The following is a 22,543-nucleotide window of genomic DNA, read 5'->3' as shown; positions in this document are numbered from 1 at the left end:
AAAGAGAGCCCAACGGTGGGCCGTCGGCGCGGGGAAAACACCGCGCCGCGCCCACTGAACCGAAGCCGAAGCGGCGGCCTACCCCACAGCCGACCCTCCATAACCCGAGGCACGCGTCGGCCCGGGGCGAGGAGCCGGACTCGTGCTAGCCGGCGATCGTGGTCAGCAGGAAAGCTGACGGCTCCGAAGCCAGGACGTTGTGGACGACGTCGGGGATCACATACAGCCCACCGTGGTTGATGATCTGCTCGCCCTCGGCCCAACGAACCGTGACCGTCCCCTGCAGGACCAGCAGGGTGGCCGATTCGGGCTTGCTGTGGTCAGCCATTTCGGAACCGGCATCCAGCGCCAGCAATGTCTGGCGTAGCTTCCCGTCTTTCAACACCGCCGTGGCGCTGCGACCATGCGGGGCGGTCTTTGCCTTCTCCAGGTGCAGCGCGACGAGTTCGTCGAGATCGGCCTTGCTCACATGCATGATTCCCACTTTCGTTGTTCCGGAGCCGGACCCGGCGGCATTGGTGCCTCCACCATGGTCCCCTACCTTCCATTGTCACCCCGCGTGACGGGGGGGCCACGTCAGTCGTGGCCGTTTTCCTCGAAACCGTAGAAGTGGCGTTCGAAGACGCTGCGGGCCCTGCGCGTGACCCGCCGGTAGTCGTTTTCCAGTTCCGAGGCATTCCCCGCGGGATAACCGCACCACCGAGCGACGGCTTCCATGTCCCGCCATGACCGGGGGAGGACATCCGAGGCACGACCGGTACAGGCCACCGAGGCCCCCCGAATCTGGGTGGCCAGCAACCACGCCCGATCCAGCAGTTCGACGTCGCCCGGGGGCAACAACTCCAGCTCGGCCAACGCGGCCAGTGCCTCACGGGTGGAGGTGGTCCGTAGTTCGGGATGATCCTTGGCATGTTCGAGCTGGAGGAGTTGAACGAGCCACTCGACGTCGCTCAGGCCGCCACGTCCCAACTTCACGTGTCGGGTCGAATCCGCGCCACGCGGCAGCCGTTCGGCTTCCACCCGGGCCTTGACCCTGCGAATCTCACGCACCTCGTCCGGGGTGGCGCCCCGGCCGTACCGGACGCCGTCGACCAGGGTCATGAATTCCGCGGCCAGGCTGTCGGAACCAGCCATCGGCCGGGCCCGCAGGAGCGCCTGACGCTCCCATACCAGGGCCCAGCGGTCGTAGTAGCCGCGGAAGGACTCCAGCGACCGGGCCAGTGGACCGTTCTTCCCCTCCGGGCGCAGACCCGCGTCGACCACCAGCTTGGGTTCGGCGAGCACCGCAGGTTTCAGCGGTTGGGTGAGCAGTTTTCCCACATGGGCGAAGACCCGCAGTGCCTGCTGCTGCGCCTCCTGCGGATCTGCCCCCTCCAACGGCCGGTGGACATAGATGACATCGGCGTCGGACCCGTAACCGATCTCCCGGCCGCCCTGACGGCCCATGGCCACCACCAGCAGGTCGGTCATCCGCCGGGTGGTCTCGAACTCATGGCTTTCGGCCACCCGCAAAGCGGCCAGGACCGCTGCCCGGTCCACATCGGACAGGGCCCAACCGATCTCGTCGATGCTCAGCAGGTTCGCCGAATCGGCCAAGGCGATCCGCAACAGCTCACGCCGACGGTTCAGACGCACCAGGCGCATGGCCGATTCCGGGTTGCCATGCCGTTTGAGCTTGGATTTGTTCTCCTGCCACAACTGGTCGAAGCTCAGTGGCCGCAATTCCCGGTCGTCCCCCAGCCAGGATGCCGATTCGGGGGACACCTCCAGCAGGTCGGTGATGAAACGCGAACCCGACAAGACATGGCAGAGCCGTTCGGCGGCCGCCTTCGAATCGCGCAGCATGCCCAGGTACCAGTGCGACTCCCCCAACGCCTCACTCAAGCGACGGAAGCCCAGCAGGCCCGCGTCGGGGTCCACCCCCTCGGCCAACCATTCGAGCAGGACCGGCAGCAGCTGGCGCTGCAAGGCGGCACGACGACGCACCCCGGTGGTGAGCGCCTCGATATGGCGCATGGCCCCCTTCGGGTCGAGATACCCCAATGCAGCCAACCGGGCCTGGGCGGCCGTGGGCGAAAGCCTGACCTCGTCGGTGGACAGGTTCGACGCCGAGGCCAACAGCGGCCGGTAGAAGATCGACTCGTGCAGACGCCGGACCGAGCGCTTCGTGTTCTGCCATTGGCGGGTCAGTTCGTCGGCGGGTTTGCGACCGCTGACCGCTTTCCCCCCGGAGGCCCGGAACAGGACACGCAGTGCCTCCTCCTTGACCGGCATGAGGTGGGTCCGACGCATGTTGACCAACTGGAGCCGGTGCTCCAGCACCCTCAGATAGCGGTAGGCCTGGTCGAAGTCGGCCGCATCGGCGCGCCCGATGTACCCGCCCACGCTCAAGGCGGTGATGGCCGACGTCGTATCCCTCACCCGGAGGGTCTCGTCGACCCGGCCGTGCACCAGTTGCAGGAGCTGGACGGTGAATTCGACATCGCGCAATCCCCCCGGGCCCAACTTGAGCTGACGGGAACGTTCATCGGGGGAGATGTTCTCCAACACGCGTTTGCGCATCCCCTGGACCGATTCCACGAATCCGTCGCGTTCCGAGCAGTTCCAGATCATCGGTGCGACGGCTTCCTCGTAGCGACGCCCCAGTTCGATGTCTCCGGCGATGCACCGCGCCTTCAACAGGGCCTGGAACTCCCAGCTCTTGGCCCACCGGTCGTAGTAGGCCACATGCGAGGACAACGTCCTGGACAGGGCACCGTCCTTGCCTTCGGGCCGTAGATTCGCATCGACCTCCCAGAGCGACGGCTCGGGGCCCGGGGAGTTGATGGCCCGGGAGATCCCGATGGCCAGGGTCGCGGCGATCTCGGCCGCACGGTCGTCGTCCAGGTCCTCCGCCTCGTGGACGTAGATGACGTCCACATCGGAAATGTAGTTCAGCTCCCAGGCCCCGCATTTGCCCATCCCGATGACGGCCAGATGCACGGCGGCCACCGCGTCGGCGGCGAACCGTTCGGCGGCTTCGAGCCGGGCGATGGCCAGGGCCCCGTCGACGGCGGCCCCTGCCAGGTCGGCGAGTTCGGCGGCCACGGCCGGCATGACGGCCGAAGGGTCTTCGGCCCCGACATCACGCAACGCCAGTTGGGCCAGTCCCGCCCGATAGGCCACGCGCAGGAGGGCATAGCCGTCCTTGCCCTCGTGGGTGGCCACCGGCAGCTCGTCGTCGGGATCGGCTCCCACCGCGCGCAGCATGCGCTGGCGCAACGTGCGGTACGGCACCTGACGCCACCCCTCGGGCGCCCCGGCAACGACGGCGGTATCGGAGTTCTCCGTGGGGGTGCCGGATTCCTCGTCCCCGTCGGAGACGTCCGGCCCGCTGGAGGGATCCAGCCCGGGGGCCTCCGGGCGGGTGTCATCGTCGGATGCCCCGGCGAAGGCCCCGGGGTCGGGGGCCTCGTCGCCGGGCCCCTCCTCTTGGGCGAAGATTCGGAGTTGTTCCGGATGCCTGACCAGGAAATCCCCGAGGGCCTCCGACGCCCCCAACAGGCGCAATACCGGGATCGCGGCGTCGACGTCGTGGAGCCGGTCCAGGATCCCCGGGGCCCGCTCGGCCAGACGCAGGACCAGCAACAGGGCCTGGTCCGGATCCGCGGCCGCCCGCAGACCGGCCAAGAGCGCGGCTTCATCGGCTCCCGCGAGGATCTCGTCCCCGAGGAACCGCTTGGCCCGCTCGACGTCTTCGAACCCGGCGGAAATCAGCTGTCGCGTCAGGCTCACGGAATCCGCCTAGAGGATGCCGAGGTAGCGGGAGGTCTCGAAGGGGCTGACGTATTGGCGGTACTCGTTCCATTCATCCTGCTTATTGCGCAGGAACGAGTCGAAGACCTGCTCACCCAGGATGCCCGCGACCAGTTCGGAGTCCTCCATGCTGCGGATGGCATCGTGCAACGATCCCGGCAGCGGGGCATGGCCCATCGCCCGGCGTTCGGCGGCGCTGAGGCCCCAGACGTCGTCGTCGGTCGCAGGAGCGAGTTCGTAGCCCTCTTCGATGCCCTTCAGCCCGGCGCCGAGGATGACGGCATAGGCCAGATACGGGTTGGCGGCGGAGTCGATGCCCCGGTATTCCACCCGCGCCGACTGGCCCTTATTCGGCTTGTACAACGGCACCCGGACCAGGGCCGAGCGGTTGTTATGGCCCCAGGACAGGTGGCTCGGTGCCTCTCCGCCGCCCCAGAGGCGCTTATAGGAGTTCACGAACTGGTTGGTGATGGCGGTGAACTCGGGGGCATGGTGAAGGATCCCGGCGATGAACTGCCGGGCCGTCTGCGAGAGCTGGTATTCCTGCCCTGCTTCGAAGAACGCGTTCGAATCACCTTCGAACAGCGAAAAGTGGGTGTGCATCCCGGAACCGGGGTGGCGGGAGAAGGGTTTGGGCATGAACGTCGCGTAGATCCCCTGCTGCAGCGCCACCTCCTTGATGACGGTCCGGAACGTCATGATGTTATCGGCGGTCTGCAACGCATCGGCATAGCGCAGATCGATCTCGTTCTGGCCGGGACCGGTCTCGTGGTGGCTGAACTCCACGGAGATGCCCACCGCCTCGAGCATGGTCACCGCACGACGACGGAAATCCTGCCCGACGCCACCGGTCACGTGATCGAAGTAGCCGCCGTAGTCCACGGGGATCGGTTCACCGTTGTCGCCCAGGTCATCGGACTTCAGCAGGTAGAACTCCACCTCGGGGTGGGTGTAGCAGGTGAACCCCTGGTCCGCCGCGGCCGCCAACTGGCGTTTGAGCACATGCCGGGGATCCGCCGGGGATGGTTCACCTTCCGGGGTCAGGATGTCGCAAAACATGCGTGAGGTCGGTTCGATCTCCCCGCGCCAGGGCAGGATCTGGAACGTCGAGGGATCCGGCTGGGCGAGCATGTCTGATTCGTAGATCCGCGACAGGCCCTCGATGGAAGAACCGTCGAACCCCAGTCCCTCCTCGAACGCGCCCTCCACCTCGGCCGGGGCCAACGCCACCGACTTCAGCGATCCGACCACGTCGGTGAACCACATGCGTACGAAGCGCACGTCGCGCTCCTCAATGGTCCTGAGCACCAATTCCTGCTGGCGGTCCATATGCGTCGCTCCTCGTCTGATCCGGCGAATGCTGCGGTGGTTCCGGGCCGTTCCACCGCGCTCAACACTACTCGGAATCCGTGTACGTCCCAGTGTCCCGGCCCACCGGTGACGTATCGTGATGGACATGTCGCACGAACAACCCTCCCCCTACGACTCCGGTCAGTCCACTACCCCGCCCCCGGCCGGCGGCAGGGTCCGCATCGGCCACCTGGCCCGCGCCAAGGCCGAAGGCCGCCGCTTCGCCATGCTGACCGCCTACGACCAGTACGCCGCATCGATCTTCGACGAGTCGGGCATCGAGGTGCTGCTCGTGGGTGACTCCGCGGCGAACAACGTCATGGGCTATTCGACCACCCTGCCCATCACCTTGGACGAGATGACCGTCTTCGCCCGCTCCGTGACCGCCGGGGCCCGGCGCAGCCTGGTCGTCTGCGATCTACCCTTCGGCAGCTTCGAGGCCTCCCCGCAGCTCGCCGTCGAATCGTCGGTCCGGCTGATGAAGGAAACGGGCATCCATGCAGTGAAGATGGAGGGCACCGCCCGCCGGGCCGAACACGTCCGTGCGGTGGTCGACGCCGGCATCCCGGTCATGGCCCATATCGGGTTCACCCCGCAGGCCGAACACGCCCTCGGCGGCTATAAGGTCCAGGGGCGCGGTGATGCCGCCCAGCAGCTCATCGACGATGCCACCGCACTCCAGGAAGCCGGGGCGTTCTGCGTCCTGATGGAGATGGTCCCCGCCGACGTCGCAGCGACCGTCGACGCGGCCGTGTCGGTGCCCACGATCGGCATCGGGGCCGGGGCCGGGACCACCGGCCAGGTCCTGGTCTGGCAGGACATGCTGGGCCTGAACCCGGGCAAGCTGCCGCGCTTCGTGAAGAAATATGCCGATCTGCGCCAGGTCATGGGCGATGCGGCCGCCGCCTACCACCGGGACGTCGTCGAGGGGACCTTCCCCGCCGAGGAACACGGCTTCTAGCTAGTCCTCGTCGTCGTCCCAGGCCTCGTTGTTCCGGGCCACCTGGGACAGCGCGCCCTGGGCCTCCTCGCGGGTGTCGTACGGGCCCAGGAGTTGCGACCAGTCCGACTGCGGGCCTGATTCGACCTGCTTGGTGTTGACGTTGAACCAGAAGTTGCCGCCCGGGGTTCCACTGCCATCGCTCATGCCGTACCTCTTTCTTTCGGTTCCCCGACGCAGGGTCGGGCTCAGCTGGGGAGCCCACCATACTCCGGGCGGCGAAGATGGCGATAGGATCAAGAACATGCCACGTACGTCCACAGCCCCCCTTGGAAACCTCGTCCCCGGAACCCCGACGCCGCAGCGTCATGTTCCGGCCTCGATCACCCGTCCCGAATATGTCGGCAAGCCGGCCCCGGCGAAATTCGAGGGTTCCGAGGTGAAGTCCCCCGAGACCGTTGAACGGATCCGCCACGCCTCGAAGATCGCGGCGGAGGCCCTGCAACTGGTCGGGCAGGCCGTCGTCCCCGGCGTCACCACCGACGAGCTGGACCGGGTCGGCCACGACTACCTGATCAGCCACGGGGCCTACCCCTCCACGTTGGGCTACCGCGGCTTCAGCAAGTCCCTGTGCTCCTCGATCAACGAAGTCATCTGCCACGGCATCCCCGACACCACCGTGGTGCAGGACGGGGACATCGTGAACATCGACATCACCGCCTACATCAACGGCGTCCATGGCGACACGAACGCCACCTTCCTGGCCGGGGACGTCGACGAGGATTCCCGTCTGCTGGTCGAACGGACCGAGGAGTCCCTGCGTCGGGCGATCAAGGCCGTCATGCCAGGACGCGAGATCAATGTCATCGGCCGGACGATTTCCGCCTACGCGAAGCGCTTCGGCTACGGCGTCGTCCGCGATTTCACCGGCCACGGCGTCGGCGAGGCCTTCCACACCGGTCTGATCATCCCGCACTACGACGCAGCGCCTGCCTACTCACGACTCATCGAATCCGGGATGGTCTTCACCATCGAACCGATGCTCACGCTCGGGAAGGTCGACTGGGACATGTGGGACGACGGCTGGACGGCCGTGACGCGCGACCGCAAACGCACCGCCCAGTTCGAGCACACCCTCCTGGTCACCGACCAGGGCGCCGAAATCCTGACCGTGGCCTGACCCGGCCCTCCCATCCCCCGCTGAGGAGCACCATGTCGAAGGACGAGAAAAGCAAGAAGAACACGGTTTCCACTGCCATCGGCGTGGATATCGGCGGCACAGGGATCAAAGGCGGCATCGTCGACCTGAAGAAGGGCAAGCTGCTCGGCTCGCGGTACCGCATCGATACCCCGACCCCCTCCACCCCGCAGGCCGTGGCCGAGGTCGTCCGGCAGATCCTCGAGGAACTCGGCACCCGGGACAAGGCCCCGGCCACAGACGCCCCGGTGGGCATCACCTTCCCGGCGATCATCCACGAAGGCGTGGCGCTCTCGGCAGCCAACGTCGACAAATCCTGGATCGACACGGATGTCGACACGCTCTTCACCGACGTGCTCCAACGCCCCGTCCAGGTCATGAACGACGCCGACGCCGCGGGACTGGCCGAAGCCAGGTACGGGGCCGGGGCCGGGGTCAAGGGCTCCGTCATGCTCATCACGCTCGGCACCGGCATCGGATCGGGGCTGGTCCACAACGGCGTCCTGGTCCCGAACCTGGAACTCGGGCACCTGGAAATCGACGGGTACGACGCCGAAACCCAGGCCTCCGCCTCGGCCCGCGAACGCGATGGCTTGTCCTGGGAGGACTACGCGGTGCGGCTTCAGCGCTACTTCTCCCACGTGGAGTTCCTCTTTTCCCCGCGGCTCTTCGTGGTGGGCGGCGGGATCTCCAAGCGTTCGGAGGACTTCCTGCCCCAGCTCAAGCTCCGCACCCCGATCGAACCGGCACATCTGAAGAACAATGCCGGCATTGTCGGTGGTGCACTGCAGTCGGCCATCCACCACGGCCTCCACGACTAGCCTGCCGGCCGGCAGGGCCGGATGCGGCGGCGGGAAGCCGTCGGGTCCGGGACCCTGCGGTTCCTTATTCGGCGGTCAGGGGACGCTGATGGGCGGCGTCGGGGCGCGGCTGGCCTTCACTGCGCAGCTTGGCGATCGCGCTTTCGAAATCCTCGAGCGACTCGAAGCCCTGGTAGACGCTGGCGAACCGCAGGTAGGCGACCTGGTCCAGCTTCTGTAGCGGGCCCAGGATCGCCAATCCGACCTCGTTGGCGTTGATCTCCGCGGCGCCCGAGGCCCTGACGCTTTCTTCGACTTCCTGGGCAAGCAGCGCCAGGTCGTCATCGGTGACCGGCCGGCCCTGGCACGCCTTGCCCACCCCGGAGATGACTTTGGCGCGATCGAAGGGTTCGGCGACGCCGGATCGCTTGACGACATTCAGGCTCGTCGTTTCCAAGGTCGTGAACCGTCGTTCGCAAGAGCTGCAGAGACGACGCCGGCGGATGGACGAACCGTCTTCGGTCAGCCGGCTGTCAACGACCCGGGAGTCGGAGTTCCTGCAAAATGGGCAACGCATCCACTCCACCTTTCCTGGGGTCATGGGCCGGACTTCGGACCCGGCTACGTGATCAAGGACATGGTCACGGCAGCACCATCATGTCATGTTCGGAGCCCCTCGACGTGTCGAAGGCCACCAGGACGCCCTGTGTAGGCCCCGCCCCGGGACCCGGGGCCGGTGCTGCCGTCGTCCCTAGTCACCCCCGATGCGCTGGCTGACCGCGTCGCCGTGCGCCGGGAGGTCCTCGGCCCGGGCCAACGCCACGACATGATTACCGACCTCACGCAGCGCCGCAGAGGGGTAGTCGATGACCTGGATGGCCTTCAGGAACGTCAGCACGTTCAGCCCCGAGGCAAAGGCAGCGGTTCCGCTGGTGGGCAGGACATGGTTGGAGCCGGCGCTGTAGTCCCCCAGGCTCACCGGGCTGTGTTCCCCGACGAAGACGGCTCCGGCCGCTGTCACCCGTGCGGCCACCGCGGCGGCATCGGCGGTGAGGATCTCCAGGTGTTCGGCGGCATAGGTGTTGCAGACGCGCAGCCCCGCGGCGAGGTCGTCGACCAGGATGACGGCCGATTGGCGACCCGCCAGTGCGGTCCGCACCCGTTCGACGTGCTTCGTTGCGGCGATCTGCCCGTCCAGCTCCTGCCGGACGGCCACGACGAGCTCGGTGGAATCGGTGACCAGCACCGCCGCCGCGTTGGGATCATGTTCGGCCTGGCTGATCAGGTCGGCGGCCACGTACCGGGCGGTGGCGCCGGCGTCGGCCAGGATCGCGATTTCGGTGGGACCGGCCTCCGCGTCGATTCCCACGACCCCCTTGACCAGACGTTTTGCGGTGGCCACGAAGACGTTTCCCGGCCCGGTGATGACATCGACGGGCTCGATGCCCTCCGTCGGCGTGGACGCGGTATCGGCGTCGACCCCGTAGGCGAAGGCGGCAATGGCCTGCGCGCCTCCGATGGCATGGATCTCGGTGATGCCCAGCAGTTCCGCGGCCGCGAGGATCGTGGGGTGGGGCAGCCCGCCGAATTCCTGTTGCGGAGGCGAGGCCAGGGCGATGGACCCCACCCCGGCGGCCTGTGCCGGGACGACATTCATGACCACCGAACTCGGGTAGACGGCCAGCCCGCCGGGGACGTACAGCCCCACCCGGCGTACCGGTTCCCAGCGCTGGGTCACGGTGGCTCCCTGGCCGAAGTCCACCGTGGCGGGGGCCGGGCGCTGGGCGGCGGCAAACAGGCGGGCCCGGCGGATGGACTCCTCCAGCGCGTCCCTGACGGCAGGATCGAGTTCGTCCAAGGCACGGCGACGGGCCTCGGCGGGGACCACGGTGCTGCTTTGCTCCACGTGGTCGAAGCGTCGGGCCAGTTCCGCCAACGTCGCGTAGCCTCCGGTCCGGACCTCGGCGATGATCTGCGCGACGGCGTCGGAGGCCGAGTCGAAGTCGTTCTCCGGCCGGGGCAGGGCGGCCTTCAGGCCCGCATGGTCCAGCGCGGTCCCCCGCAGGTCGATGGTCCGCAGGACGGGGAGGGATCCGGGGGTCTGGGTTGAATTCGTCACCGCACCAGTTTACGGCCTCGGGCCCCGGCCCGCCGAGTGCTACGGCGGACCGGCGACGCTAGATGTCCAGGCAGGTGGGGCCCAACAACACCTTGAGGTCCCCGAACAGTGCGGGGTTGGGGTTGACCCGGAAGTCGATGCCCAGGCGCATCAGTTCCACGCTGCGGGTGCCGGCTAGCTTCACCCGCACCTCGGTGTTGCCCTGGTGGGTGCGCAGGACCTCACCGAGCTGTGTGACCACCGCCTCGTTGGCCTTGTGGCTGGGCATCGAAATGACCACCGGCCCGGCCAGCCCGTCCTCGCTGATCTCGGGGATGGTCAGTTCTTGGGCGTTCAAGGACACCGCCCCGTCGTCGCGCCGTTGCAGTCGACCGCGGACCACGACGATCAGGTCCTCGGCCAGCACGCTGGCGATCGGCCCGTAGGCCTGACCGAAGAACATGACCTCCATGGAGCCGCCGAGGTCCTCGATTTCCGACCGGGCGTACGGGTTCCCGCTGTTCTTGGCAATGCGCCGTTGCAGCGAGGTGATCATCCCGGAAATCGTGACGATCTGCCCGTCGCGCGGCCCGTCCTCGGAGAGCACCTGGGTGATGGAGAGGTCGGCATGCTGTTCCAACAGGTTGCCCAGGCCCTGCAGGGGGTGGTCCGACACGTAGAGCCCGAGCATGTCGCGTTCGAAGGAAAGCTTGTCCTTCTTCTCCCATTCGGGCAGATCCGGGACGTCGATGGCCAGCCCGGAGCCGGCGGACGGATCGTCCAGGGCGCTGAAGAGGTCGAACTGGTTGGCGGCCTCGTTGCGTTTGAGCACGATGACCGAGTCGACGGCCTCCTCATGGATCATGGCCAGGGCCCGCCGTGGGTGGCCCATCGAATCATAGGCGCCCGCCTTCACCAGCGATTCGATGGTGCGCTTATTGCACACCACCGCGGGAACCTTCTGCAGGAAGTCGGTGAACGTCTCGAAGGCGCCCTTCTCCTGGCGTGCCTCCACCAGCGCGTTGACCACGTTGGAGCCGACGTTGCGGATGGCTCCCATGCCGAAACGGATGTCGGTATCCACCGGGGTGAAGTTCAGCTGTGATTCATTCACGTCGGGGGGCAACACGGTGATGCCCATATGGCGGCATTCGTTGAGGTAGAGCGCCGATTTGTCCTTGTCGTCGCCGACGCTGGTCAACAGGGCCGCCATGTATTCGGCCGGATAATGGGCCTTGAGGTAGGCGGTCCAGTAGGAGACCAGGCCGTAGGCCGCCGAATGGGCCTTGTTGAACGCGTAGTCGGAGAAGGGCAGCAGGATCTCCCACAGGGCCTTGATGGCGGCCTCGGAGAACCCGCTGTCCAGCATGCCCTGGTGGAAGCCGGCGTACTGCTTATCCAGTTCGGCCTTCTTCTTCTTGCCCATGGCCCGGCGCAGGATGTCCGCCTGGCCCAGCGAGAACCCGGCGACCTTCTGCGCGATGGCCATGACCTGCTCCTGGTACACGATCAGGCCGTAGGTCTTGTCGAGGATCTCCTGCAACGGTTCCTCGAGTTCGGGGTGGATCGGGGTGATCTCCTGCAGGCCGTTCTTGCGCAGCGCATAGTTGTTGTGCGAGTTCGCGCCCATCGGGCCCGGACGATAGAGCGCGATGACGGCGGAAATGTCTTCGAAGTTGTCGGGGCGCATCAGACGCAGCAGCGACCTCATGGGTCCGCCGTCGAGCTGGAAGACCCCCAGGGTGTCCCCGCGGGCCAGCAGTTCGTAGGCGGCCCGGTCGTCCACCTCGAGTTGTTCGAGGTCCAGGTCAATCCCGCGGTTGATCTTGATGTTCTCGATCGCGTCGGAAATGATCGTCAGGTTCCGCAACCCCAAAAAGTCCATCTTGATCAGCCCGAGAGTTTCACAGGTGGGGTAGTCGAACTGCGTGATGACCTGCCCGTCCTGGAAACGGCGCATGATCGGCACGACGTCGATGATCGGGTCCGAGGACATGATCACCCCCGCCGCGTGGACGCCCCACTGGCGCTTCAGCCCTTCGATGCCCTTCGCCGTTTCGAAGACCTTGGCGGCCTCCGGATCGGCGGCCAGCATCTGGCGGAAATCCGCTGCTTCGGAGTAGCGCTGGGCGGATTTGTCCTCGATGTCGGCCAGCGGGATGTCCTTGGCCATGACGGCCGGCGGCAGGGCCTTGGTCAGCGTCTCGCCCATGCTGAAGGGGTGGCCCATGACCCGGGCCGAGTCCTTCAGGGCCTGCTTGGTCTTGATCGAGCCGTAGGTCACGATCATCGACACGCGCTCGTCGCCGTACTTCTCGGTCACGTAGTTGATGACCTCGCCGCGGCGACGATCATCGAAGTCGACGTCGAAGTCGGGCATGGACACACGCTCCGGGTTGAGGAAGCGTTCGAAGATCAACCCGTGCTGCAGCGGGTCCAGGTCGGTGATGCGCATGGCGTACGCCACCATGGAGCCGGCGCCGGAACCACGTCCGGGGCCGACCCGGATGCCGTTGTCCTTGGACCAGTTGATGAAATCCGCCACGACGAGGAAGTAGCCGGGGAAGCCCATCTTGGTGATGATGTCCAGCTCGTAGTCGGCCTGCCGGCGCGAGGCCTCGGGGACGCCTTGGGGGTAGCGGTACCGCATGCCGGATTCGACTTCCTTGACCAGCCAGCTGGTTTCGTCCTCCCCCGGCGGGCAGGGGAACTTGGGCATGTAGTTCGCGTCGGTGTTGAAGGAGACCTCACACCGTTCGGCGATCTCCAGGGTGTTGTCGCAGGCCTCGGGGAACTCGGCGAAGAGCGCGCGCATCTCCTGCGGCGACTTCAGGTAGAAACTGGTTCCCGAGAACGCGAAGCGTGATCCCCCCTGGTCATAGGTCGGTTCCAGCAGCGTGGAGCCCGACTGCAGGGCCAACAGGGCCTCATGGGCCTTGGCATCGCGTTCGTGCGTGTAATGCAGGTCGTTGGTCGCCACCAGCGGCAGCTTCAGTTCCTTGGCCAGCCGCAGCAGATCCTTGGTGACCCGGCGCTCGATGTCCAGCCCGTGGTCCATCAGCTCGCAGTAGTAGTTCTCCTTGCCGAAGAGGTCCTGGTATTCACCGGCGGCCTGCTTGGCCTCCTCGTACTGGCCCAACCGCAGGCGGGTCTGGATCTCGCTCGAGGGGCAGCCGGTGGTGGCGATGAGCCCTGAGCTGTACTGCTCGAGCAGTTCGCGGTCCAGCCGCGGCCACTTGCCGAACACCGAGTCCAACGATCCGATCGACGAGGCCCTGAAGAGGTTGCGCATGCCTTCGTTGTTGCGGCTGAGCAACGTCATATGGGTGTAGGCGCCACCGCCGGAGACGTCGTCCCGCTTCTGATGGGCCTCGCCCCAGCGCACCCGGGTCTTGTCCTTGCGGGAGGTTCCGGGGGTGACGTAGGCCTCGACCCCGATGATGGGTTTGACCCCCGCACTGGTCGCCTTGTTCCAGAAGTCGAAGGCCCCGAACAGATAGCCGTGGTCGGTCGTGGCCAGGGCCGGCATGCCCAGGCGCTTGGTCTCCTCGAAGAGGTCGGTCAGGCGCGCGGCGCCGTCGAGCATCGAGTATTCGGTATGCGTATGAAGGTGGACGAATCCGTCCCGGTTTGAGCTGGCCACCGATCCATTCTAGGCCCGGAGGCGACCCTTCCGAACTTCCCCGCGCGGCGGCAGGCGTGTCCCGGTCGGGGGCCGGGCGGCCCCGGGTCCGTGGAGGTCGACGCGGCGGGGGCTCAGTAGCCCAGGTCCCCGTCGCGGAGGATCTCCAGGGCGTGGGAGAGGTCCTGCGGGTAGCTGCTCTCGACCTCGACCCACTCCCCCGTGACCGGATGCGGGAACCCCAGCTGGTAGGCGTGCAGCCACTGCCGGGTCAGTCCGAGGTCGGCCGCCAACCGCGGGTCGGCCCCGTAGGTCTGGTCTCCCGCGCAGGGATGGCGCAGGGCCGAGAAGTGCACCCGGATCTGGTGCGTGCGTCCGGTCTCCAGCTGCACCTTCACCAGGCTGGCCCGACCGAAGGCCTCCAGGACCTCGTAGTGGGTGACCGAATCGCGTCCGCCTTCGAGGACCGCGAACCTCCAGTCATGTCCCGGATGCCGGCCGATGGGTGCATCGATGGTCCCGGACAACGGGTCGGGCAGCCCCTGGACGAGGGCGTGGTACGTCTTGGAGGGGGTGCGTTCCTTGAAGGCACGTTTGAGTGCCGTGTAGGCCCGCTCGGTCTTGGCCACGACCATCGCCCCGGAAGTCCCCACGTCCAGCCGGTGCACGATGCCCTGGCGTTCGGGGGCCCCGGAGGTGGAGATGCGGTAGCCGGCGGCGAGTAACGCGCCGACGACCGTGGGCCCCACCCACCCGGGGGAAGGATGGGCGGCCACCCCGACGGGTTTGTCGATGACCACGTAGTCGTCGTCCTCGGCCAGGATCTTCATGGCTTCCACGTATTCGGCCCTCACTTCCAACGGGTCTGTTTCCGGGGGCGGATCGACGCTGACGACGTCGCCGTCGGCCACCTTGCGGGATTTGGCGACCTGGCTGCCGTTGAGCAGCACATGGCCCCCGGCGCACCAGCGCGCAGCCACGCTGCGGGTGGTCTCCAGTCGGGCGGCCAGCAGGGCGTCGACGCGCTGGCCTGCTTCCTCGGGCCCGACGGCGAAGATGGTCGGGCTCACGATTCGTCGGCTTTCCCGCTCTTCCGGGTGGTCTTCTCGGGCACCGGCAGGCCGTCCAGTCCGATGCCCCGGAAGAGCAGCAGGCAGATGCCGATCATGGAACACACCACGAAGGAGTCGGCCACGTTGAAGATCGCAAAGTGCGGGACGGCGATGAAGTCCACGACGTGGCCCATGCCGAACGAGGGCTCACGGAACAGCCGGTCGATGAGGTTGCCGCTGGCACCGGCCAGCAAGCCTCCCAGGGCCACGGCCCACCATCCCGAGCTCACCTTGCGCAGCAGCGTCAGGACGTAGACCACGACGACGGCCATGATGATGGTGAAGATCCAGGTCACCGAGGTACCGATGGAGAAGGCGGCCCCGGAGTTCAGGATGTAATGCCATTGCAGGGCCGATCCGATCACGTCGATCGTTTCGCCCAGTTCCATCCTGGCCTGCACCAGGGCCTTCGTCAGCTGGTCCAGGCCGGCCCCGAGGACGGCGATGCCCAGCGAGAGCGCGATCAACCGGCCGCTGGCACCCTTCGGCGGGGGCGCCGGGGCCTCATGCTCGGTGCGTGCTGCGGGGTCCTGATCCATCGGGGTCCTTAACGTGATGTCGGCGGCCGGGTGATCCGGCCGCCGACAGACATGGTCGTGGGTGGGACGCCGAAGCGTCCTCCCCGCAACGATTGGCTAGGCGTTGTCCTGGGAATCCGGGGTCGCGATGGGGCCCTGCGACTCGAGATCCTGCAGCTGACCTTCGATGTAGGACTTCAGGCGGGCCCGGTAGTCGCGCTCGAAGCCACGCAGCTGGTCGAGCTTGCGCTCCAGCACGGATTTCTGGTCCTCCAGCGAGTTGAGCGTCTTGGTGCTCTTGTCCTCGGCGTCGGATACCAGTTTCGTGGCCTGCAGCTGGGCTTCGGCGATGATCTTATCGCGCTGCTCGACCCCGGCGCCGACGTATTCGTCGTGCAGGCGCTGGGCCATGGCCAGCACACCGGCGGCGGACTCGGCGGAACCGGATCCTGCGGCAGCGGTATCGGCGGTGGGGGCCGCGGCGGCAGCAGGAGCTTCCGGCGTGGTCGGCGTCTGCTCGGTGGCAGGGGCGTCCTCGACCTCGGGGGAGGCTTCTTCGGCTGCTTCGTCGACGTTGCCGGTCACCGGAGCGGATTCCGCGGCCGGAGCGGCGGCGGTCTCGCTGGCGGGGGCCGCGGCGACGGGGGCCGGAACGCTGCCGGTTTCGACGTCCGTGGAGCCACCGAGCTCGCTGACGCGCTGGCGCAGCTGCTCGTTCTCCTGGGTCAGTCGACGCAGTTCCACGACGATCTCGTCCAGGAAGTCGTCAACTTCGTCCTGATCGTAGCCCTCCCGGAACTTCGTTGGCTGGAAACGCTTGTTGACTACATCTTCTGGCGTGAGCGCCATCTGGTCACCTCGATACTTAGTTCTCTCCCCGGCCGCCTGATTGCGGCCCGAGGGCGATTACACCGGTTATGTAAGCAAGCTGCAGCGGCTGCCGCGGCATACTTCCTGTTTCAAGACTATAACGTTTCCCGCACCGAAGACTAACCTTTGACCTCGGTCGGGAGACAAGAGCCTATCGCCCGATCTGCAGAACGACGACCTTGGCAATGATGATGGCGAAATAAAGGATCAGGAAAGCCAGATCCAGGCGCATCCCGCCCACATCCAAGGGCTTGATCTTGGACCGGAGCCACCGCATGGGCGGATCGGTGATGCGGTAGACGAAACTGGCCAGGATCAGCGCCATGCCGCGGGGACGCCAGCCCCGGGCGAACATCTGGACGATGTCGTAGACGATCCTCAGCATGAGCATGACCTGGACGACCGTCAAGGCGGCATAGACCAGTCCGAAAAGAATTCCCACGGTACGAAGCGGCCGCTAGCTCTGGTTGAAGAAGGTTGCCGTGTCCTCGGAGGATTTCTTGTCCTCACCCAGGATCTCGACGCTGGCCGGTGAGAGAAGAAACACCTTGTTGGTGACGCGTTCGATGCTGCCATGCAGCCCGAAGACCAGGCCGGCGGAGAAGTCGACCAGACGCTTGGCGTCGCCTTCACCCATGTCCGTGACGTTCATGATGACCGGGATGCCGTCCCGGAAGCTCTCGCCGATGACCTTGGCGTCGTTATATGAACGGGGGTGAACCGTCGTGATTTGCCGCAATGAAGAATCCTCGTCCCTGGATGAAGGCGCGCGCTTGATGGGGGTGACCGGAGCCCGGTATTCCGTTTCCGGTTCAGCGGCGACTGCCATGGGGGCCCGCTCGGGCTCGACACGGGACGGTTCCGGACGCTGCTGCAGCTGCTGCTGTTCGGGCATCTCGGACTGCTCGTCCTCGTAGTGCTCGTCACCGTCGGCGAGTCCCAGGTAGATCATCGTCTTGCGCAAGGCGCCAGCCATGGTCTTCTCCTTATGATCGTACGCGGCGAGGGGTCTTCTCCCGCTTGAGTCTCCGCTGCAAACGACGCTACAGCACCGGCGGGCGCTGGCCGAGCACATCGGAGCCGACACGGAGGTGTGTCGCCCCGGCGGCCACGGCCTGTTCCAGGTCGTGGCTCATCCCCGCCGAGATCCAGTCCGCGGTGGGGTGGTCGGCCCGCAAGGAGGCGGAGATTCCGGCCAGCCGTTCGAAGGCCGGAGTCGGGTCCTGACCCAACGGGGCCACGGCCATCACCCCGGCCAGGGCCAGACCTTCGGTTTCGGCGACGAGCTCGGCCAGCTGCTGGACCTCTTCGGGTTCCGCGCCGCCGCGTCCGATCCCGCCGTCGTCCCCCGTGCGCTGGTCCGCGGCACGCAGGTCGACTTGGATCACAGTGGCCAGGTCCGCTCGGGGAGCCAGCCCCTCCTCGGCCCGGCGCTCGGTTTCGCGGTGCATGGCCTTGCCCAACGCCCGGGCCAGGGAGGCCCGGTCCAACGAATGCAGGGCCGCTGCGTAACGGACCACCGATTTGGCCTTGTTGCTTTGGAGTTGGCCGATGAAATGCCAGTTCAGGTCCAGCGTCTGGACCTGAACTGCCTTGGCGGAGGCTTCTTGGTCGCGGTTCTCACCGACCTCGCGCACCCCGAGCTCGTGGAGCAGCCGGACGTCGGAGGCGGGAAAGAACTTGGTCACGACCACCAGTTCGGGCTCCTGGTCCCGTCCGGCGGCACGGGTCGCGGTGGTGATGCGTTCGCGGACGGCCGTGAGTCGTTGCTCCAGGCCCTCGCGACGCCGGGCCTCATCCGGGGCCGGGGCGGGGGTGGTGTTCATGTGTTCCTCTCCGACAGCTGGGCCGGCCAGACGATTCCGGCCAGACGGCCGGTGCGTGCATCACGCCGGTAGGAGTAGTAGTCCTGGTCCTCGACCGTACACACCCCGGTGGAGGTGACGTCCACGTCCAGACCTGCCAACAGGGTGGCCGCCGCACCCGGCAGGTCCAGTGAAGGAGTACCCCAGGAGGTCCTGGCTTCGATTCCGGGCATCACGGCCGCGGCGTCCGACGCCATGTCGGCAGGAACCTCGTAGCAGGCCCCGCATACCGCAGGACCGATCCACGCATGGATCCGGGCGCCCCCGGCCTCGCGGATAGCCTCGACCGTGTTGGTCAGGATGCCCCCGAGCAGGCCGTTGCGCCCGGCGTGGGCCACCGCGGTGACCAGTCCGCCATCGTCCCGGGCGGCCACGAAGACGACCGGTACGCAATCGGCGACCATGACCGCCAGGGGGATCGAGCCGTCCGGGGACAGCAGGGCGTCGGCCTCGGCGGACCTCTCCCCCACCCCGGCGTCCCGGGCCGGGTCGACCTGCTGGTTCGGGGCCGCCGGACGGGGTTCCACGGTATGGACCGTGACCGAATGCGTCTGGTTCATGAACCGCAGGCTCCCGGGTTCCAGGCCCAGCCGGTCCTCCAGCCTCCGACGTCGTTGAAGAACCTCCGGGGCGTGGTCGCCCACGTGCAAGGCCAGGTTGCCCTCGGCGGTCGAGGTGAAGGCCACCTGCGCCGGCGAAGGGCCGGGGAACTCAAAGCGAAGCAAGACCACCACTCCAAATCAGACAACGGCGCGCCACCCGGAATGGTACCGGGCCACGCGCCGTCGACCCCATCAGGGCCACTGTCGGGGATTACTTCAGGAAGTCGGGGACATCCAGATCGTCATGCGAGGAGGACGAGAGGTCCTGCTCCACGACGTGGGGCAGCTCGTCGTACCCCTGGGAGGCAGCGGGGGCCGCTTCGGGGGCGGAGGCCACGGACTGGCCGGAGGAGCCGGGCGTCGATTGCGCCGAGGCGGCTCCCTCGGACGGGGCCAGCGGGATGGTGCCCGGGACCGTCGTGGGCGGCGCCTGCTGCGGCACTGCCGGTCCGCTCTGCTGCTGTCGCGGCTGCGCCGGTGCGCTGGTGACATCAACCTGGTCGAACCCCGCCGCAATGACGGTCACGCGGGCCTCGTCACCCAGGGCGTCGTCGATGACGGCACCGAAGATGATGTTGGCTTCCGGGTGGGCGACCTCCTGGACCAGGCGGGCCGCTTCGTTGATCTCGAACAGGCCCAGATCCGAACCGCCCTGGATGGAGAGCAGCACGCCGTGGGCCCCGTCGATGGACGCCTCGAGCAGCGGTGAGGCGATGGCCAGCTCGGCGGCCTGGACCGCACGGTCCTCGCCCCGGGCCGAGCCGATGCCCATGAGGGCGGAACCCGCCCCCTGCATGACCGACTTCACGTCGGCGAAGTCGAGGTTGATCAACCCGGGGGTCGTGATCAGGTCGGTGATGCCCTGGACGCCGGACAGCAGCACCTGGTCGGCGGAACGGAAGGCATCGAGTACCGAGACGTTCCGATCGCTGATGGAGAGCAGCCGGTCGTTCGGGATCACGATCAAGGTATCGACCTCGTCGCGAAGGGCGTCGATGCCGGCCTCGGCGGACGTTGCACGGCGACGGCCCTCGAAGGTGAACGGACGGGTGACGACGCCGATGGTCAGCGCCCCCAACGAACGGGCGATGCGGGCGACGACGGGGGCCCCGCCGGTGCCGGTACCACCGCCTTCGCCGGCGGTCACGAAGACCATGTCGGCGCCGCGCATGACCTCTTCGATTTCCTCGGCATGGTCTTCCGCTGCCTGGCGGCCGACCTCCGGGTTGGCGCCCGCGCCGAGGCCACGGGTCAGTTCGCGCCCCACGTCGAGCTTCACGTCGGCGTCACTCATGAGGAGCGCCTGCGCGTCGGTGTTGATCGCAATGAATTCGACGCCGCGAAGGCCGACCTCGATCATGCGGTTCACGGCGTTGACGCCGCCACCGCCGATTCCGACGACCTTGATGACGGCGAGGTAGTTCTGTGGAGCTGCCACGTCCTGTTTCCCTTGTTCGATGTGCTGCTGAGTCTTAGGAAGCTTCAACCGGACCAACGTTAACCCTCAAGTTGAGGGTTATAGTTATGTCAAGTACCTGCTACTAAGACGCTATGTTTTGCATCCCCGGCATGCAACGACCGCCTAGGCGTGTCGCACCATTACCGTGGGGTGGTTCCTGCCGCATGCCCCGACCCCTACCGGGTGACAGGGTGGTCGGGGGTGCTGACGTCGAAGGTCTTGACGCCCGCCTGCTTCTTGTCCTTCAGGAAGGCCGTGAGGACCCGTGCCTTGTCACCGCTGCGTTCGTCGCTCCCCCACAGGACCTTCTGCCCGGTCGTGAGGGAGAGTTCAACCGAATCGACGGTCTGCGCGCTGGCATGGTCAAGCTTTTTCAACGTCGAGGAAGGCAAGGCCGCCAAAACGCCGGTCAAGGAGGAAAAGACCTCCGGATCCTGCTCCGAGGCCTTCCCGTCGATCAGCGGAAGCTTGACGCCCTTGCGTTTCTTGACGCTGGACAACGTCCTGCCGTCCTCTCCGACCAGGTCGTAGGACTTCGAATCGTTCTCCACGATGGCCACCGGGGCGAACTCGACGATCCGCACCTCGAGGGTCCCGGGGGCATGGGCCTGGACAACGACGTCATGGATGGCTTCCTGATCCGCGAGCAGGTCCTTGACCCGCCCCGGACCGATCCGTGGCAATGGAGTTCCTTCCAATGGTTCCAGCGCCGTGGTGATCGTCTTCGTCGGGACCAGCTTATTGCCCTCCACCGTGATCGTCTGCACGGCCAGCAGGGGCGAATAGAGCAGCACCAGCATCAGGACCACGATCACCGCGACGACGGCCCCGCCGATCCACAGGATGCGTCGACGCAGACGCCGGCCGGGCGATTCGGGCAGGGTGACGACGTTGGGGCCGCCGGAGGATCCCCCGCTCATGCGCCCGATTCCAACCTCGAAACGATCACCGGTCCGAGTTCGGTGACATCCCCGGCGCCGATGGTCATCACGATATCGCCGCTGCGGGCCACCTCGGAGATCCGGGCCGCCACGTCCCCGCGATCGACCAACCCGCCGGCGGTGTTCAACGCATCGGCCACGAGGGATGAATGGACCCCGGGCAACGGTTGTTCACGGGCTGCGTAGATCTCCAGCACCAGGGCCGTATCAGCCAGGGAGAGGGCATCGGCGAACTCCGCCCAGAATTCGCGGGTCCGGCTGAACAGATGCGGTTGGAAGACGACATGGACCTTGCCATGCTCCCCCGCCACGGCACGGCCGGCCCGCAGCGCCGCCAGGACCTCCGTCGGGTGGTGGGCGTAGTCGTCGTAGACGGTGACCCCGTGGGCCCGGCCCCGGAGCTCGAAACGCCGGGCCGCCCCGGTGAAGGCCGCCAGGCCGTCGAGAGCCGTCCCCGGATCCAGCCCGCAGTCCAGTCCGACGGCGAAGGCCGCCGCCGCATTGAGCAGGTTGTGGTCCCCGGGGGCGGAGAGCGAGAGCCGCCCGGATCCGCCACTGCCCCAGTCCAGATCGCAGGCGAAGCGTCCCTCCTCGGGCCGGGAGTTGCTCAGCCGACGGTCCGCGGAGTCGGAGAAACCGTAGGTCTGCACCCGCACCAGAGGACGTTCCGCGCGGAGGCGCCGTGCCAGGGCCAGGGCCCCGGGGTCGTCGGCGCAGGCGATCACCAATCCGCCGTCGGGCAACAAAGAGGCGAACTGGTGGAAGCTCTCATGCACCGCGGCTTCGGTGCCGTAGTGGTCCAGGTGGTCGGCCTCGATATTGGTCACCACGATGGTATCGGGACGGTAGTTCAGGAACGAGGCGTCGGATTCGTCGGCTTCGGCCACGAAGATCCGCCCCGAGCCATGTTCGGCGTTGACCCCCAACCCCGCGATGTTGGCGCCGATGGCGAAGGACGGTGAGGCTCCTGCCTGGCGCAGCATCACGGCGATGAGCGAGGTGGCCGTCGTCTTGCCGTGGGTGCCGCAGACGGCGACGACATGGTGGGAATCCATCGTGGCCGCCAGCCCCTCGGAGCGGTGCAGGATGCGCATCCCGCGGTCGATGGCGGCATCATATTCGGGATTCCCCGCCTTGATGACCGAGGAGGCGACGACGGTATCGGCCTCCGGCAGCTCCGCGGCGGAGTATCCGACGTGGATCACCGCCCCCAGGGCGCGGAGTTCGTCCAGGACCGGAAGGTCCTTGGCGTCGCTGCCGGTGACGGCGACCCCCTGGGCCAGCATCAGCCGGGCGACGGCGGAGACCCCGACCCCGCCGATCCCCATGAGATGGACCCGGCCGAGCTCGGCCAGCGTATGACGTTGTTGCAT

General features: G+C 67.0%; 20 protein-coding genes. 3 read left to right on the top strand and 17 right to left on the bottom strand.

Annotated features, from left to right (window positions below; translation table 11 throughout):
• Nucleotides 1-145 precede the first annotated feature (145 nt).
• The 3 genes from ACT3S6_RS07475 to glnA all read right to left on the bottom strand — a co-directional run bounded on the left by ACT3S6_RS07475 (nucleotide 146) and on the right by glnA (nucleotide 5,124).
• On the bottom strand, nucleotides 146-475 hold the full coding sequence (locus tag ACT3S6_RS07475; protein WP_444554425.1) for a cupin: 330 nt from the start codon (nucleotides 473-475) through the stop codon (nucleotides 146-148).
• 101 nt (nucleotides 476-576) lie between these two features.
• A complete protein-coding gene (locus ACT3S6_RS07470) occupies nucleotides 577-3,774 on the bottom strand; it encodes a bifunctional [glutamine synthetase] adenylyltransferase/[glutamine synthetase]-adenylyl-L-tyrosine phosphorylase (protein ID WP_444554424.1) in 3,198 nt (1,065 codons plus the stop codon).
• A 9-nt stretch (nucleotides 3,775-3,783) separates the two neighbouring features.
• On the bottom strand, nucleotides 3,784-5,124 hold the full coding sequence (gene glnA, locus ACT3S6_RS07465; RefSeq protein ID WP_444554423.1) for a type I glutamate--ammonia ligase: 1,341 nt from the start codon (nucleotides 5,122-5,124) through the stop codon (nucleotides 3,784-3,786).
• Between the two features lie 127 nt (nucleotides 5,125-5,251).
• Between glnA and panB the strand changes: the two genes are divergently transcribed.
• Nucleotides 5,252-6,106 (top strand): 3-methyl-2-oxobutanoate hydroxymethyltransferase, encoded by an 855-nt coding sequence (panB, locus tag ACT3S6_RS07460; protein WP_444554422.1) that lies wholly within the window; start codon nucleotides 5,252-5,254, stop codon nucleotides 6,104-6,106.
• On the opposite strand, the gene ACT3S6_RS07455 is transcribed toward panB, so the two are convergent.
• Nucleotides 6,107-6,292 (bottom strand): SPOR domain-containing protein, encoded by a 186-nt coding sequence (locus tag ACT3S6_RS07455; RefSeq protein WP_444554421.1) that lies wholly within the window; start codon nucleotides 6,290-6,292, stop codon nucleotides 6,107-6,109. It lies immediately after the preceding gene.
• A gap of 97 nt (nucleotides 6,293-6,389) precedes the next feature.
• On the opposite strand from ACT3S6_RS07455, the gene map reads away from it, so the two are divergent.
• Both map and ppgK read left to right on the top strand, forming a co-directional pair.
• Nucleotides 6,390-7,265 (top strand): type I methionyl aminopeptidase, encoded by an 876-nt coding sequence (gene map, locus ACT3S6_RS07450; RefSeq protein WP_444554420.1) that lies wholly within the window; start codon nucleotides 6,390-6,392, stop codon nucleotides 7,263-7,265.
• Between the two features lie 32 nt (nucleotides 7,266-7,297).
• On the top strand, nucleotides 7,298-8,104 hold the full coding sequence (gene ppgK, locus ACT3S6_RS07445; RefSeq protein ID WP_444554419.1) for a polyphosphate--glucose phosphotransferase: 807 nt from the start codon (nucleotides 7,298-7,300) through the stop codon (nucleotides 8,102-8,104).
• Between the two features lie 64 nt (nucleotides 8,105-8,168).
• Here the strand turns inward: ppgK and nrdR are convergent, their stop codons facing one another.
• The 13 genes from nrdR to murC all read right to left on the bottom strand — a co-directional run bounded on the left by nrdR (nucleotide 8,169) and on the right by murC (nucleotide 22,543).
• The gene (gene nrdR, locus ACT3S6_RS07440) at nucleotides 8,169-8,660 is read right to left on the bottom strand and encodes a transcriptional regulator NrdR (protein WP_444554418.1); all 492 of its coding nucleotides are present in this window, start codon (nucleotides 8,658-8,660) and stop codon (nucleotides 8,169-8,171) included.
• Nucleotides 8,661-8,834: 174 nt separating this feature from the next.
• Nucleotides 8,835-10,202, bottom strand: coding sequence for a histidinol dehydrogenase (gene hisD / locus ACT3S6_RS07435; RefSeq protein WP_444554417.1), 1,368 nt, complete (start codon nucleotides 10,200-10,202; stop codon nucleotides 8,835-8,837).
• Between the two features lie 58 nt (nucleotides 10,203-10,260).
• Nucleotides 10,261-13,824, bottom strand: a complete 3,564-nt coding sequence (gene dnaE, locus ACT3S6_RS07430) for a DNA polymerase III subunit alpha (RefSeq protein WP_444554416.1) — start codon at nucleotides 13,822-13,824, stop codon at nucleotides 10,261-10,263.
• A gap of 113 nt (nucleotides 13,825-13,937) precedes the next feature.
• The gene (locus ACT3S6_RS07425) at nucleotides 13,938-14,873 is read right to left on the bottom strand and encodes an RluA family pseudouridine synthase (protein WP_444554415.1); all 936 of its coding nucleotides are present in this window, start codon (nucleotides 14,871-14,873) and stop codon (nucleotides 13,938-13,940) included.
• A complete protein-coding gene (gene lspA, locus ACT3S6_RS07420) occupies nucleotides 14,870-15,454 on the bottom strand; it encodes a signal peptidase II (protein WP_444554414.1) in 585 nt (194 codons plus the stop codon). Before lspA ends, ACT3S6_RS07425 begins: the two co-directional genes overlap by 4 nt.
• Before the next feature lie 96 nt (nucleotides 15,455-15,550).
• Nucleotides 15,551-16,282: a DivIVA domain-containing protein gene (locus ACT3S6_RS07415; RefSeq protein WP_444554413.1), complete on the bottom strand. Its 732-nt coding sequence runs from the start codon at nucleotides 16,280-16,282 to the stop codon at nucleotides 15,551-15,553.
• Between the two features lie 172 nt (nucleotides 16,283-16,454).
• Nucleotides 16,455-16,745 carry a YggT family protein gene (locus tag ACT3S6_RS07410; RefSeq protein WP_444554412.1) on the bottom strand — a complete coding sequence of 97 codons (291 nt, stop codon included), beginning with the start codon at nucleotides 16,743-16,745 and terminating at the stop codon, nucleotides 16,455-16,457.
• Between the two features lie 15 nt (nucleotides 16,746-16,760).
• The gene (locus ACT3S6_RS07405) at nucleotides 16,761-17,279 is read right to left on the bottom strand and encodes a cell division protein SepF (RefSeq protein WP_444554411.1); all 519 of its coding nucleotides are present in this window, start codon (nucleotides 17,277-17,279) and stop codon (nucleotides 16,761-16,763) included.
• Between the two features lie 67 nt (nucleotides 17,280-17,346).
• Nucleotides 17,347-18,129, bottom strand: a complete 783-nt coding sequence (locus ACT3S6_RS07400; protein WP_444554410.1) for a YggS family pyridoxal phosphate-dependent enzyme — start codon at nucleotides 18,127-18,129, stop codon at nucleotides 17,347-17,349.
• The gene (locus tag ACT3S6_RS07395) at nucleotides 18,126-18,899 is read right to left on the bottom strand and encodes a polyphenol oxidase family protein (protein WP_444554409.1); all 774 of its coding nucleotides are present in this window, start codon (nucleotides 18,897-18,899) and stop codon (nucleotides 18,126-18,128) included. The genes ACT3S6_RS07400 and ACT3S6_RS07395 overlap by 4 nt, the downstream gene beginning before the upstream one ends.
• A gap of 82 nt (nucleotides 18,900-18,981) precedes the next feature.
• Nucleotides 18,982-20,208: a cell division protein FtsZ gene (gene ftsZ / locus ACT3S6_RS07390; RefSeq protein ID WP_444554408.1), complete on the bottom strand. Its 1,227-nt coding sequence runs from the start codon at nucleotides 20,206-20,208 to the stop codon at nucleotides 18,982-18,984.
• Between the two features lie 197 nt (nucleotides 20,209-20,405).
• Nucleotides 20,406-21,149: an FtsQ-type POTRA domain-containing protein gene (locus tag ACT3S6_RS07385; RefSeq protein WP_444554407.1), complete on the bottom strand. Its 744-nt coding sequence runs from the start codon at nucleotides 21,147-21,149 to the stop codon at nucleotides 20,406-20,408.
• Entirely contained in the window at nucleotides 21,146-22,543 is a 1,398-nt protein-coding gene (gene murC, locus ACT3S6_RS07380) for a UDP-N-acetylmuramate--L-alanine ligase (RefSeq protein WP_444554406.1), read from the bottom strand. Before murC ends, ACT3S6_RS07385 begins: the two co-directional genes overlap by 4 nt.

The organism is Arthrobacter sp. AOP36-C1-22, assembly GCF_052377515.1.
GTDB lineage: Bacteria > Actinomycetota > Actinomycetes > Actinomycetales > Micrococcaceae > Arthrobacter_H.
This window is presented reverse-complemented; position numbering and strand designations above follow the sequence as displayed.